Source organism: Roseobacter sp. FCG-D35 (assembly GCF_033436665.1).
Taxonomy (GTDB): domain Bacteria; phylum Pseudomonadota; class Alphaproteobacteria; order Rhodobacterales; family Rhodobacteraceae; genus JAWQFO01.
In genome coordinates, this window is the sequence record NZ_JAWQFO010000007.1 from 1 (window position 1) to 12,780 (window position 12,780).

At 66.3% G+C, this 12,780-nt stretch carries 12 protein-coding genes, 2 tRNA genes and 1 pseudogene; 8 read left to right on the forward strand and 7 right to left on the reverse strand.

Annotated elements, in window-relative coordinates; translation table 11 throughout:
- Positions 1–39: 39 nt before the first annotated feature.
- Positions 40–315, reverse strand: a pseudogene (locus R5H30_RS15690) (protein NO VEIN domain-containing protein); the annotation flags it as partial.
- 390 nt (positions 316–705) lie between these two features.
- Positions 706–795, reverse strand: a tRNA-Ser gene (locus R5H30_RS15695).
- A gap of 186 nt (positions 796–981) precedes the next feature.
- On the opposite strand from R5H30_RS15695, the gene R5H30_RS15700 reads away from it, so the two are divergent.
- The 7 genes from R5H30_RS15700 to R5H30_RS15730 are packed head-to-tail and all read left to right on the forward strand — an operon-like array spanning position 982 to position 7,416.
- Positions 982–1,881 carry an SPOR domain-containing protein gene (locus R5H30_RS15700; RefSeq protein ID WP_318329462.1) on the forward strand — a complete coding sequence of 300 codons (900 nt, stop codon included), beginning with the start codon at positions 982–984 and terminating at the stop codon, positions 1,879–1,881.
- A 24-nt stretch (positions 1,882–1,905) separates the two neighbouring features.
- Positions 1,906–3,063 carry a D-alanyl-D-alanine carboxypeptidase family protein gene (locus R5H30_RS15705; protein WP_318329463.1) on the forward strand — a complete coding sequence of 386 codons (1,158 nt, stop codon included), beginning with the start codon at positions 1,906–1,908 and terminating at the stop codon, positions 3,061–3,063.
- The gene (gene tmk, locus R5H30_RS15710; RefSeq protein ID WP_318329464.1) at positions 3,060–3,686 is read left to right on the forward strand and encodes a dTMP kinase; all 627 of its coding nucleotides are present in this window, start codon (positions 3,060–3,062) and stop codon (positions 3,684–3,686) included. The genes R5H30_RS15705 and tmk overlap by 4 nt, the downstream gene beginning before the upstream one ends.
- A 5-nt stretch (positions 3,687–3,691) precedes the next feature.
- Positions 3,692–4,798 carry a DNA polymerase III subunit delta' gene (locus R5H30_RS15715; RefSeq protein WP_318329781.1) on the forward strand — a complete coding sequence of 369 codons (1,107 nt, stop codon included), beginning with the start codon at positions 3,692–3,694 and terminating at the stop codon, positions 4,796–4,798.
- 33 nt (positions 4,799–4,831) lie between these two features.
- Positions 4,832–5,638 (forward strand): TatD family hydrolase, encoded by an 807-nt coding sequence (locus R5H30_RS15720; protein ID WP_318329465.1) that lies wholly within the window; start codon positions 4,832–4,834, stop codon positions 5,636–5,638.
- Complete coding sequence (locus tag R5H30_RS15725) at positions 5,638–6,438, forward strand: MBL fold metallo-hydrolase (RefSeq protein WP_318329466.1); 801 nt, start codon at positions 5,638–5,640, stop codon at positions 6,436–6,438. Before R5H30_RS15720 ends, R5H30_RS15725 begins: the two co-directional genes overlap by 1 nt.
- 48 nt (positions 6,439–6,486) lie before the next feature.
- On the forward strand, positions 6,487–7,416 hold the full coding sequence (locus R5H30_RS15730) for an AEC family transporter (protein WP_318329467.1): 930 nt from the start codon (positions 6,487–6,489) through the stop codon (positions 7,414–7,416).
- Here R5H30_RS15730 and R5H30_RS15735 read toward each other — a convergent pair.
- From R5H30_RS15735 to R5H30_RS15745, 3 genes are all read right to left on the reverse strand, one after another.
- The gene (locus R5H30_RS15735; RefSeq protein WP_318329469.1) at positions 7,348–8,121 is read right to left on the reverse strand and encodes an endonuclease/exonuclease/phosphatase family protein; all 774 of its coding nucleotides are present in this window, start codon (positions 8,119–8,121) and stop codon (positions 7,348–7,350) included. The two genes, R5H30_RS15730 and R5H30_RS15735, sit on opposite strands and share 69 nt — an antisense overlap.
- Positions 8,118–9,473, reverse strand: a complete 1,356-nt coding sequence (locus R5H30_RS15740) for a phospholipase D-like domain-containing protein (RefSeq protein ID WP_318329470.1) — start codon at positions 9,471–9,473, stop codon at positions 8,118–8,120. Before R5H30_RS15740 ends, R5H30_RS15735 begins: the two co-directional genes overlap by 4 nt.
- Before the next feature lie 264 nt (positions 9,474–9,737).
- Positions 9,738–10,181: a globin family protein gene (locus tag R5H30_RS15745; RefSeq protein WP_318329471.1), complete on the reverse strand. Its 444-nt coding sequence runs from the start codon at positions 10,179–10,181 to the stop codon at positions 9,738–9,740.
- Positions 10,182–10,294: 113 nt separating this feature from the next.
- Here R5H30_RS15745 and R5H30_RS15750 point away from each other — a divergent pair, with 113 nt between their 5' ends.
- Positions 10,295–11,416 carry a THUMP domain-containing class I SAM-dependent RNA methyltransferase gene (locus tag R5H30_RS15750; RefSeq protein WP_318329472.1) on the forward strand — a complete coding sequence of 374 codons (1,122 nt, stop codon included), beginning with the start codon at positions 10,295–10,297 and terminating at the stop codon, positions 11,414–11,416.
- A 19-nt stretch (positions 11,417–11,435) separates the two neighbouring features.
- Here R5H30_RS15750 and R5H30_RS15755 read toward each other — a convergent pair whose 3' ends face one another.
- The gene (locus R5H30_RS15755; protein ID WP_318329473.1) at positions 11,436–12,137 is read right to left on the reverse strand and encodes a hypothetical protein; all 702 of its coding nucleotides are present in this window, start codon (positions 12,135–12,137) and stop codon (positions 11,436–11,438) included.
- Positions 12,138–12,488: 351 nt separating this feature from the next.
- A tRNA-Leu gene (locus tag R5H30_RS15760) sits at positions 12,489–12,575 on the reverse strand.
- Positions 12,576–12,780: the final 205 nt, after the last annotated feature.

The window sequence follows — 12,780 nt, forward strand, 5'->3', positions numbered from 1 at the left end:
CCTGATGTTCAGGAGCTTGAATCAGCCCGATGCACCGACTGCAACCAAATCAATGGGTCCAGAGCCTAGTGTGCCCTGGTAGTTTTGCGCGGGCTTGTAGCCGGGGATCCAGTCCTCTCCGAGTGCCCGGAGAACCGCGCTAATGTTCTGGTGTTTGAACTCAATCGAACTGCGGTTGCGGTCGATCTGGGCCTGAAGATCGCGATTGTGCGCGGCCTTGTTATAGGACTGACCAGCGAAGTCCGCAGCCAGCATCGCGAAGAAATCCGCGACGATCAGGTCATTCTCTGCATCTGTCCAAGGCCCGTTCGACATGCGGCCAGGCTAGACGCGGGAAAATCATTTGTCATCAGCGGTTTCGGTTGGGGGAATGGGATGCAAACCTACCCTAGCAATCCGCCAATTTACGCTGGCTTCCCGAGCAACGCGCCTACTGCGCGCTCTGTCTATGTTGCCATCGATATCATTCGGAACGCGCGTTTAGGTTTTGGCGGTTTTCGGCGGCAGAGCATTGAAAGGTATAGAGAAAACAAGACCGAACCGGAACGGGCTAGGTTCGCCCAAACTGAGACTGAGGGCCATTCTGAGCCCAGCCTTGGCCTGGCAGCGCGTCTATGAGGTTCAGTCGATTCCCGCAAACCCCTTTGATAAAACGGAAAAATCCGTGCCCGTCAGGGCGGTGTCACTGGTTCGCAATGGGGCAAATGGCGGAGGAGGTGGGATTCGAACCCACGGTACGCTTTCACGCACGCCGGTTTTCAAGACCGGTGCAATCGACCACTCTGCCACTCCTCCGGATGCGCCACTCCTAGGGGGCCGGAGGCGATTCTGAAAGGCCTTGCATCCGGACCCGCCGCATGGGCCTTTTTCGCTGATCCGGCCCGGGCCGTCTTTTCTCGCGGGATAAGCGCGGTTAGACTGCCCGCCAAGAACCCCTTTCAAGGGGGTCGTCCGTCGCAATAGAGGCAGGGGCCGGAAAGCATGAGCAGGGCATATACCTTCAAGAAGCGTCGCCGCGCAGGTTGGCGGTGGGGCGGAGTCGCCACGGTCTTCACCCTGCTGGCCGGGTGCGACGACACCGGATCGTTCAGTCTCAAGGACACGTTCAAGGCCAAGCCCGAGGGCGAAACGGCCGCGCCGGCGGCGGACACGGCCTCGGGGCTCGAGCGCGACGTCGAGGCACCGGAGGTGTTCTCGGTAACTGAAGAGGGCCTTTGGGACGGCCGGCCCTCGCTGGGCGGCGTCTGGGTCGCGCATCCAGACGTCAAGGAACCCGAGCGGGTGATGATCCGGAACGCCGCGAACGGCAAATCCGTCGTCGGCGCGCTGTTCCGGCGCGAGCGCGAGACGCCGGGACCGGTGCTGCAGATCTCTTCCGACGCGGCGACCTCGCTCGACGTGCTGGCCGGGGCGCCTGTGCAACTGAGCGTCGTGGCGCTGCGCCGCGAAACCGTCGCCGCCCCGGCACCTGCCGCGGCCGCGGTGCCGGAACCGGACGCGGTGACCGAAACACCGCTCGACCCGGTGGCGGCTACTGCCAGCGCGGCCATCGAGGCCTCCGAGCCTGCGGCGGCTGCCGCCCCTGCCGCCGCCGAACTGCCGACGTCGAACTTGCCGCTCAAGCGGACCGCCGCCGCGGTACCCGCGATCGGCACGCCCTACATCCAGATCGGCATTTTCAGCGTCGCCGAGAATGCCGAGGGCGCGGCGCGCCAGATGCGCGGTGCAGGCCTCGAGGCCGAGGTGCGCAAGCAGTCGGCCAGCGGCAAGACCTTCTGGCGGGTGCTGGTCGGTCCGGCGGGATCGACGGCCGAACGTGACCGGATGCTGGCCAGGATCAAGGGCGCGGGCTTCACGGATGCCTATGCCGTCGCGAACTGAACACGGTACGGGAGACATGAGCAGATGAGACTTATCCTCGCTTTTTTCCTCCTTCTGACACTGCTGCCGGTGGGCGCAATGGCCTTTGAGACGCAGGCCCGCGCGGCCTATGTCGTCGACCAGACCACCGGGACGGTGCTGCTGTCGAAGAACGCGGACACACCGCTGCCGCCGGCCTCGATGTCCAAGCTGATGACACTCTACGTGGCCTTCGAGGCCGTGCGGGATGGACGCCTGTCGCTCGACGAACGCCTGCCGGTCTCGCAGCATGCGATGTCCTACGGCGGATCGACGATGTTTCTCGACACGACCGACCGGGTTCGCGTCGAGGATCTTTTGCGCGGCATCATCGTGCTGTCGGGCAACGATGCCTGCGCGGTCATCGCCGAGGCGCTGTCGCCGGACGGGACCGAAGCGGGTTTCGCGCGTATGATGACGCAGCGTGCACAGCAGATGGGAATGACGAATACGACGCTGATGAACTCCAACGGCTGGCCCCAGGCCGGACACCTGATGTCGGTGCGCGACCTCGCCCTGCTGGCGCGCCGTCTGATCGAGGATTTTCCCGAATTCTACCCGCTTTTCGCGGAAACCGAGTTCGAGTTCGACGGGCGCGCGCCGACCAACAGTTCGAACCGCAACCCGCTTCTCAAGCTCGACATCGGCGCCGACGGGCTCAAGACCGGCCACACCTCCGACGCCGGCTACGGTCTTGTCGGATCGGCGAAACAGGGTGACCGCCGCGTGATCTTCGTGCTGTCGGGCCTCGACAGCGTGTCGCAGCGTGCGCAGGAATCCGAGGCGATCGTCAACTGGGCCTTCCGCCAGTTCGCGCAGCGCCCGCTGGCAAAGGCGGGTGAGACCATCGCCGAGGCCGAGGTCTGGCTTGGCTCGGAACCGCGCGTCGGGCTGGTCCCCGCCGACGATCTCGACATCCTGATGCCGGTTCTGCAGAAGGGCGCGGTGGAGGCCGAGGTGGTCTATACCGGCCCGATCGAAGCGCCGGTGGCCGAAGGCGACCAGCTCGCCGAGCTGGTCTTCACCCCCGAGGGCATGCCGGAAATCCGCCGTCCACTGGTGGCGGACCGCGATGTGCCGCGCGGCGGATTCGTCTCGCGCGTGAGCACCGCGGCGCTGATCCTGTTCGAACGTCTCAGGCAGGGTCCCGAGGTCGCGATGTGAGCCTGAACGGCAAGTTCATCACCTTCGAAGGCATCGACGGTTCCGGCAAATCCACCCAGATCGAAAGGCTCGCGGAAAATCTGCGCGGAGCGGGTCTCGACGTGGTGCAGACCCGCGAACCCGGCGGCTCGCCCGGGGCCGAGGAAATCCGCGCGCTGGTGCTGCGCGGCGCGCCCGATCGCTGGTCGGCGGAAACCGAGATCCTGCTGTTTACCGCCGCCCGGCGTGACCATCTCGAGCGTACGATCGAACCGGCGCTGGCCCAAGGCAAGGTCGTGCTTTGCGACCGCTTCGCTGACAGCACGCGCATGTATCAGGGGCTGTCACGCGGCGACCTGCGGGCGACGGTCGACAGCCTGCACGCGCTGATGATCGGGCGCGAACCCGACCTGACGGTCCTCATCGACATGGACCCGGCGACGGGATTGCAAAGGGCCTTGTCGCGCCGGACGGAGGACGAAAGATTCGAGGGTTTCGGCGAAGAGCTTCAGGCCGCCATGCGGCGTGGATTTCTCGACCTTTCGCGCGAATTTTCGGAACGCTTCATCGTGGTCGACGGCAATCGGTCCATGGACGTCGTGGCCGACGATATCGCCGTCCGCGTGGCGGAGCGGTTCTCTTGAAGGAGTTGCCGCAACCCGACCGCATCGACGGCGCACCGCATCCGCGAGACGCGCTCGAGATCTTCGGGCAAGACACGGCGCAATCCGAGTTCCTCGATGCCCGGAGCACGGGCCGGCTGCACCATGCCTGGCTGTTGTGCGGACCGCGCGGGGTCGGCAAGGCGACGCTGGCCTGGACCATCGCGCGCTTTCTGCTGACCACGCCGGAGCCGGGCGACAACGGTCTTTTCGGCGCGCCCGATGCGCCGAACTCGTTGCACGTCGCACCCGACCACCCGGTCGCGCGTCGTATCGCCGCCGGATCCGAACCGGGTCTCAAGGCCGTGACACGGACGGCTAACGACAAGGGTGACCGGCTAAGCGCCGACATCCGGGTCAAGGACATCCGCGCGCTTGGCCAGTTCTTCCAGCTGTCGGCCGCAGATGGCGGACGCCGCGTCGTCATCGTCGATGCCGCCGACGAGATGAACACGCAGGCCGCCAACGCGCTGCTGAAAATGCTCGAAGAACCCCCCGAACGCGCGACGCTGCTTCTGGTCAGCCACCAGCCCTCGCGGCTGCTGCCGACGATCCGCTCGCGCTGCCGCACGTTGCGGCTGAACCCGCTTGGGCCTCAGGACATGGCCCGGGCCTTCGATCAGGCAGGCGTGCATCCCGAGGCGAGCCCCGAGGCGCTGGCCGAACTGTCAGGTGGCTCGGTGGGCGACGCGCTGCGGCTGAGCCTGCTGGGCGGCCTTGATCTCTACGCCGAGGTCATCGCCCTGCTTGCCGCCCTGCCCCGACCGGACCGTCCGCGCGGGCTGCGGCTGGCCGAAGCGGCGGCGGCGCGCGGCGGCGAAGCCCGGCGCGACCTGCTTTTCGCATTGATCGACCTGGCGCTGGCGCGGCTGGCCCGCACCGGTGCGGCCGGCGCGCCACCGGTCGTCGAGGCCACGCCGGGCGAGGCGGAAATACTTGCCCGCCTCGCCCCCGGCCAGGCTCAGGGCCGGGCATGGGCGAACCTCTCGCAGGAGATCGGCGCACGGGTCCGGCACGGCCTTTCGGTGAACCTTGACCCTGCGGCGCTGGTCCTAGATACCCTGCTCAGGATTCAGAAAACCGCCGCAGCCTGACCGCGGCCCGCCCGCGAGCACCAGACCCCCGGCATGACCGACGCGCCCGAAATCACAGACAGCCATTGCCATCTCGACTTTCCCGATTTCGACGGCGAAATCGCGGAAATCATCGCGCGCGCAGCCGAAGCCGGGGTCACGCGCATGGTCACGATCTGCACACGAACCGATCGCGAACCCATGGTCCGGGCACTGGCCGAGGCACATGACCCGGTTTTCTACGCGGCAGGCGTCCACCCGATGCGCGTGGCCGAGGAACCCTTGATCGAAACCGACCGCCTGATCGCGTTCACACGCCATCCCAAGATGGTCGGCATCGGCGAAACCGGACTCGACTATCACTACACCGCCGATAGCGCGGAGGCGCAGCAGGTCTCGCTGCGCAGGCACATCGAGGCGGCGCGCGAGACGGGGCTGCCGCTCATCATCCATGCCCGCGACGCCGATGCCGACATGGCGCGCATCCTGACCGAGGAACATCGCAACGGCGCCTATTCCTGCGTTATGCATTGCTTTTCGTCCTCCGCCGAGTTGGCCCGCGCCGCGCTTGACCTCGGCTTCTACCTGTCGATGTCGGGCATCACGGCCTTTCCCAAAAGCCAGGAGTTGCGCGACATCTTCGCCGCCGCCCCGCTCGACCGGATTCTGGTCGAGACCGACAGCCCCTACCTCGCGCCGCCGCCGAAACGCGGCAAGCGGAACGAGCCGGCCTACACCGCCCATACCGCGCGCCGAGCGGCAGAGACTTTCGGTCTAGACTATGCCGACTTTGCCGCCCGGACCCAGGACAACTTCGAACGGCTCTTTGCCAAGGTCGCTGCCTACGAGGCCGCCGCCTGATGGCGGACCTGCGCGTGACCATCCTCGGCTGCGGATCCTCGGGCGGCGTTCCGCGGCTGGGAGGCAACTGGGGCGACTGCGACCCGGCCAACCCCAGGAACCACCGCCGGCGCTGTTCGATCCTCGTGCAGCGCATCGACGGCGACGCGGTCACGAGCGTGCTTGTCGACACCTCTCCGGACCTGCGCGCGCAGCTTCTCGATGCCGGCATCGGGCGGCTTGACGGGGTGATCTATACCCACAGCCACGCCGACCACGTGCATGGCATCGACGATCTGCGCATGATCGTGCACAACATGCGCGCCCGGGTGCCGGTCTGGGCTGATGGACCGACCCGCGCCGCCCTGATGGAGCGCTTCGGCTACGCATTCATCCAACCCGAAGGGTCGAGCTATCCGCCGATCCTCGACATTTACCCCATCGACGACGACGTGCGCATCGACGGTCCCGGCGGCGCGATCACCTTCCGGCCATTTCGCGTCGCCCACGGCGGAATGGACTCGCTCGGCTTTCGGATCGGCGATATCGCTTACCTGCCGGACGTGGCCGACATCTACGAAGATGCCTGGCCGGTGCTCGAGGATCTGGACTGGTGGATCGTCGACGCCCTGCGCCGCGACCCGCACCCGACGCATGCGCACCTTGCCCGCACGCTCGAGTGGATCGCGCGCGTCGCCCCGCGCCGGGCGATCCTGACAAACATGCATATCGACCTCGACTACGACACCCTCATGGCCGAAACTCCGGACCATATCGAACCGGCCTACGACGGCCTCACCGTCACCGTCCCCGCCCCCTGACACATCCGCCCGGCCCGGACGCCGGCGCCTATTGCCGCGAGCCGCCACGTGCAGACCCTTCTCAACGTCATTCTGCCGGTCTTCATCGTGATCGGGTTCGGCTACATCGCCGTCTGGCGCGGACTTCTCACAGAGGTCGGGATCGACGCGCTGATGAAGTTCACGCAAAGCTTCGCGATCCCCTGCCTGCTGTTCAGCGCCATGGCCCGTCTCGACCTTGCCGCAGGCTTCGATCCGCGGCTTCTGGCGAGTTTCTATCTCGGTGCTGCCATCTGTTTCTTCCTCGGTTTCTTCGGGGCCCGCCTGTTTTTTGGCCGCGACTGGGAAGACTGCGTCGTCATCGGTTTCTGCAGCCTGTTCTCGAACTCGGTCCTACTCGGCCTGCCGATCACCGAACGCGCCTACGGGATCGACGCGCTGACCGGCAATTACGCGATCGTCGCCTTCCACTCGCCGTTTGGCTATGCGCTCGGCATCATAGCGATGGAGATCGCCCGAAGTCGGGGCGCATCGCCCCTTGCGACCGCGAGGGCTGCGGCGTCGGCCATGTTCCGCAACGCGCTGGTGATTGCCATCGCTCTCGGGCTGATTGTCAACCTGACTGGTGTGCCGATCCCGGTTGTGGTCGAGGACGCGCTGGACCTCGTGATCCGCGCTGCCCTTCCGACCGCGCTTTTCGCGCTTGGCGGGGTCCTGATCCGCTACCGGCCCGAAGGCGATGCCAAGGCAATCGCGATGGTCTGCGCGATCTCGCTTCTGGTGCATCCGGCGCTGGTCTGGCTCGTCGGCGCCGCGCTGTCACTGCCGCAGGGCGCGATGCGCTCGGGCGTGATAACCGCAGCGATGGCGCCCGGGGTCAATGCCTACATCTTCGCCAGCATGTACGGCCGCGCCAAACGGGTTGCCGCCTCAAGCGTTCTCGCCGCGACCGGCCTCACCATCCTTACCGCTTGGTTCTGGCTGCACATCCTCGGCTGATGTGTCGACCCGCGCCCAGATCGGCAGGTGATCGGAGGCGCGTCGCGACACCCGGTCGCGATGCACGCCCATCTCGAGCACGTGCACCAGCGGGTTCGTCGCGATCCGGTCAAGTGCCGCGATCGGCTGGGCGGCGTGAAAGCTGGGGCCGGGCGCATGGATCGCGAAGCCTCGCGCGAGCCTTCCCAACCCGACCTCGAGCGACCATTCGTTGAAATCCCCGGCGATCACTGTCGGCGCGCGCCCCATATTGCCCAGCACCTCGGTGAGGTGGCTGAGCTGACGCCGCCGCGCCCGGCGCAACAGGCCCAGGTGTACGCCGATCAGTCGCAGGTGCTGGTCGCCGCGCACGAGATCGGCGATCACCGCGCCGCGCGGTTCCATCCCCGGCAGGTCGATGCGCGTCACGTCGTTCACCGTGATGTCGGGACGCAAGAGCACGGCGATCCCGTGCCAGCCGAGGCTGCGCGGCCCCTGCCCGACCTCGACCGGAACGAGCCCGGTCGCGTCCTCGATCACCTCGCGCGGGATCGCGCTGGGGCGCGCGCCGAGGCGCTTATCGGCTTCCTGCAGGACGACGATATCGGCGGCGAGCGAGGCGATGACCTGCCCGATACGCCTCGGATCACGGCGCCAGTCTGTGCCCACCGCCTTGCGCACGTTGTAGCTTGCAAGGCGCAGGGACCTGTCGGCGTCGGCGCTCACAGAACAGGCGCTCCGAGCCGGAACAGTCCCTCGACCGCGCGCCGCATGACGCCGACACGCGCGACACCTTCCGAGCAATGCGCCTGCATCTCCCGGAACCAGCGCGCCAGCTCCTCGACGCCCGGAGGATCGTAGATCACAAGCGTCGACTCGAAGTTCAGCAGCATGCTGCGCACGTCGAAATTCGCCGAACCGACCCAGGCGGTATCGTCGATGACGCCCATCTTGGCATGCATCATGCCGTCCTCGACGAATAGCAGACGCGCGCCCGCCGACTGCAAAGAGCGGATGTAGGGCCCGCGCGCGATGTCGGCGGACCATTGGTTGGATTTGCGCGGCATCAGGATGCGCACGTCCCTCCCCTTGCGTGAGGCGGTCGCAAGTGCGTTTTCAAGGTGCTCTGTCGGAATGAAGTACGGCGTAGCGATCCAGACCCGGCGCTGCGCCGAATGGATCGCGTTCACCAGCGCGTCGTGCAGCGGATCGAAGCGGCTGTCGGGACCCGAGGGCACCAGCTGCACGACGGAATCACCGACGCGATCGACATGAACATCCAGCTTCGGGCGCTCGTCGTTCTTGCGCCCCATGCTCCAGTCGGACTTGAAGACATCGGCAAAACTCAGGACCGCCGGCCCTTCCAACACGAAGGACAGGTCGATCCAGCGATCCTGCCGGCGTTCCGGTCCCATATAGTAGGCCCCGATGTTGCGCCCGCCCGCAAAGACCCGCGTGCCGTCGACCATGATAAGCTTGCGATGGTTGCGCAGGTTGACGTGGCCACGCTCGGGCATGTGCAGAAGCGGCGAGAAATACCGGATTTCGCCGCCCGCGCGCTTGAGCCGTCGCAGCGCGCCGGTCGGGCCGCGGAACCCACCCAGCCAATCGACCATCATACGCACCCGAACCCCGGCGGCGGCGCGTTCGGTCAAAAGGTCAACGAAGTGCTGGCCGACCTCGTCGTCGGCGACAACGTAGAAGACCACGTCGATCTCGTGCTCGGCGCTTTCGACCAGTTCCACGACGCGCTTCCAGCAGGTGATCCCGTCGACGAGAAGTTCGACCGAGTTGCCGCGCGTGGCACCGGGCAGCTCGAAGCGCCGGAAAAGCTCGTCCAGCGGTCCCGCAGCCGCCGACGTCTCGGAGGGCTTTGTGTAGCGGATCGGACGGAATCCGCTCCCGCGCTTGCGAAACCCAAGCAGCAGGAAAAGCGGCACCGCGATATGCGGCAACAGGATCACCGCCATCAGCCATGCCAGCGTGGATTGCGGGGTACGGCGTTGCTGAAGCAGAAGCACCGCGACCAGCGCGGCCACACCGGCCGTGGCGATCAACGCGATGAAGGTGATGCTCATGGTCCTGCCGCTCCCGCCCGGCCGCTTCCGGGGTTGGCCTGGCTCCCCGGCTTGCGGTTCTCCTTAGATAAGCGGCGGGCGGGGATGGCGAAACCCCATTCTGGCCAGTCCAAACCTCTGGGTCACCGGCGAAGGTGCGCCCGGACCGGCCGCAGCCTATGCCGAGCCTCGGCCGGATCGCACTCGGCGGGGCAAGCATGCCCAAGGCGCGACCGGCACGACCGGCGGGACGTCAGGACGGTGTGGTTTGCGCGGTGTTCCGGGTCAGGCGGCCCCACGCGCACGCGGCACGGCCGGCTGCGCCGCCTCGGCGGCCGCGATCATCACCTGCGAGAGCGTTTCGTAGATCCGGCACCACGCCGCTTCCACTTCGGGCGTGAATTCGTCGCCCAGCGCCTCGCGCAGGGTCTCGATCAAGGTTTCGCCAACCACGGCGTAGTGCGCCGCCTCGGTGCCGTAGCTGCGATGCCGCCGCGCGAGGTCCTCGGCGAGCGGAATGACCTTTTCGGGCGTCGTAAGCCCGCGGATCAGCGTGGCGAGCGTCAGCATCAACTTCTCGCCCTGCCCCGTCATCTCGGCGGGAAATAGCGACCGGACACCCGGGCAGGTTTCGAACAGCTTTTCATAGAAGCGCTGGGCCAGATGCATCTTCATCGGCATCACCTTCATGAAGCTCTGCTGTATCAACGCCACGTCACTGGTCTGCATCTCGTCTCGCCTTCCATCTGATCACGTCGACGCCTTCTAGACGACAAAAGTTCACATTCCCTCACCGCCGCTTCGCACTGGCCGGCACCGGTGCCACGAGCTAAGCAGACGCCATGAGCGAAGACGAACCTTTCGAAATCCTGCTGGTCACCGCGCCGGGCCTCGAAGACACCACGCGGGCCGAGGCGCGCGCGCTGTCCTTCGAGACGCTGTCGACCTTCCCCGGCGGGGTGACGCTGCGCGGAACCTGGCGGGATGTCTGGCGCGCGAACCTTCACCTGCGTACCGCCACCCGCGTGCTGGCACGGGTCGGGGAATTCCGGGCGATGCATCTGGCGCAACTCGACAAGCGCGCCAGACGGTTCGACTTGGAGAGGGTGCTGCCGCAAGGCAGCGATATCCGCGTCGACGTGACCTGCCGGCGTTCGCGCATCTACCACGATCGCGCTGCCGCCCAGCGCATTTCGGCAGCACTGGAAAGCCGCATCGGGGCCCGGATCACCGCCAAGGCGGCGCTGCGCCTGGTGGTTCGCATCGAAGACGACCTCTGCACCTTCAGCGTCGACACCTCCGGCGAGCCGCTGCACAAGCGCGGACACAAGCCGGCGGTGGGAAAGGCGCCGATGCGCGAAACGCTGGCCGCAGCCTTCCTGAAAGACTGCGGCTTCGACGGCGGCATGCCCGTCGTCGACCCCATGTGCGGGTCAGGAACCTTCGTGATCGAGGCCGCCGAGATCGCCGCTGGCCTCTCGCCGGGGCGGGGGCGGAGTTTCGCCTTCGAACGGCTTCCCGGTTTCGATGCTCAGGCCTGGCAGGAGATGCGCGCTGAGGCAGAGTCGGCTGCGCGCGTCCCGGAGCACGCGTTTGTCGGCTCGGACCGCGATGACGGGGCGATCCGGAACGCCAAGGCCAACGCCGCGCAAGCCGGGGTCGGCGACTGGACCCGCTTTGTCCGATGCGCGATCAGCGATGCCGGGCCCCCGGACGGAGCGCCGGGGCTTGTCATCGTCAACCCGCCCTACGGCGCGCGGATCGGCGATCGCAAGCTGCTCTTCTCGCTTTACGGCGCGCTTGGCCGCACCTTGATCGAGCGGTTCTCAGGCTGGCGCGTCGGCCTGGTGACCAGCGACAAGGGGCTCGCCAAGGCAACCGGTCTAGAGTTCGAGCCGGTGGCGGCACCGGTTTCGCATGGAGGCCTGAGGATTTTCCTGTTCCGGACGGCCGCGTTGGGTTAGGTCTGTCGGCCGACCGGGATCAGCCCTTGCGGCGGCGGTGCCTAATCCCGGCAAAGAGGCCCAAGGCTCCGATCATCAGCGCGCCGGTTCCCGGCAGCGGAATGACCGCGGGACCGCCCGGAACGCCGGGCTGAGTCTCCGGCTCGACGACGGTGAAGATCAGCGTCGGTTGCGGCAATTTCGGTTCGGAACCGCCCGGCGTGGTCGGCTTGCCCGCCGGACCCGTCGATTTCGCCGCCGAAGACGCACCGCGCCCCGGGGTGACCGTATCGCCGGCCGCGCCGCCGGACGCGGGGAACGCATAGCGCACCGAGGAACCGAGCGTCGGGTTCGACGCCAGCGATATCCGGCTGTCCTTGCCGCTGCCGCCAATGTCGAGCAACCCGCCGAAATCCTTGACCTTGAATCCGGAGCAATCGATCGACCCGAATGCGCAAAGATCGGCGGCCCCGGTCTGGAAGGTGCCGTCATTGCCGCGGATCGTTGCCTTGAAGATGATGAGTTCACCGACGTCGACACCCGACCAGGGGCTTGCAGTGCCCCAGACGTCGTTCTGCGATTCGAGAACGTCGAAGAAATGCGAGCCGGGCTGCGAAATCTCGGTCCCGTCCTCATAGGCCATCCGGTCGAGGCGCAGTGTCAGGTCGATCTGCCGAAGCGTTCCAGCGGATGCCGGTGCCGCTACGATGGCGCAGGCGAGGATCATTGCGATTCGGAACATGGCGACACCCATACGTTGAAACGTCGCCAGATAACCGAATGGCAGTGGCCGCAAGATGGACTGAATGCGGCAGAAAATTGGTTAACGGTTTCTCGCGGCGCGACAGAGCGTTTCCGGCTCCGCAACATGACGGTCTTTCGGAGCGAACTGCAGCGTGCGCTTCAGCTGGGCCTTATCCATGCCGTCTGGCGGATGGACTCCGCGCACGTCATCCCAAACGCGCGGCGGTCGCCACACCATCTCGGATCCAGTCTGTCTGAGCCAACAAGGTTAACATTGGGCGGTTCACTCGCGCGGACACACGTCCAAAGGTTGGGGACAGCTTTCGCGCTCACTTGGAATGTCGGGAAATGGTGCGGTCGAGAAGACTCGAACTTCCACGGGTGTTACCCCACAGCGACCTCAACGCTGCGCGTCTACCAATTCCGCCACGACCGCACGCCATGATTGGTGCGCCGTCTTTATAGCGACCGTGCGAAGTACTCAAGAGGCATTTCCGCGAATTTTCACACGGTTCCAAAGCCGGTTCGGAGCTTCGCCGCACCGCATCAAACGCTTGCCCGGAATTTGCGATGGCCGTGGCGCGAAAGCGAATGACAGCCCCGCCTGTGCGTTAACCGACGGGGCAGTCGCGGGTATACGG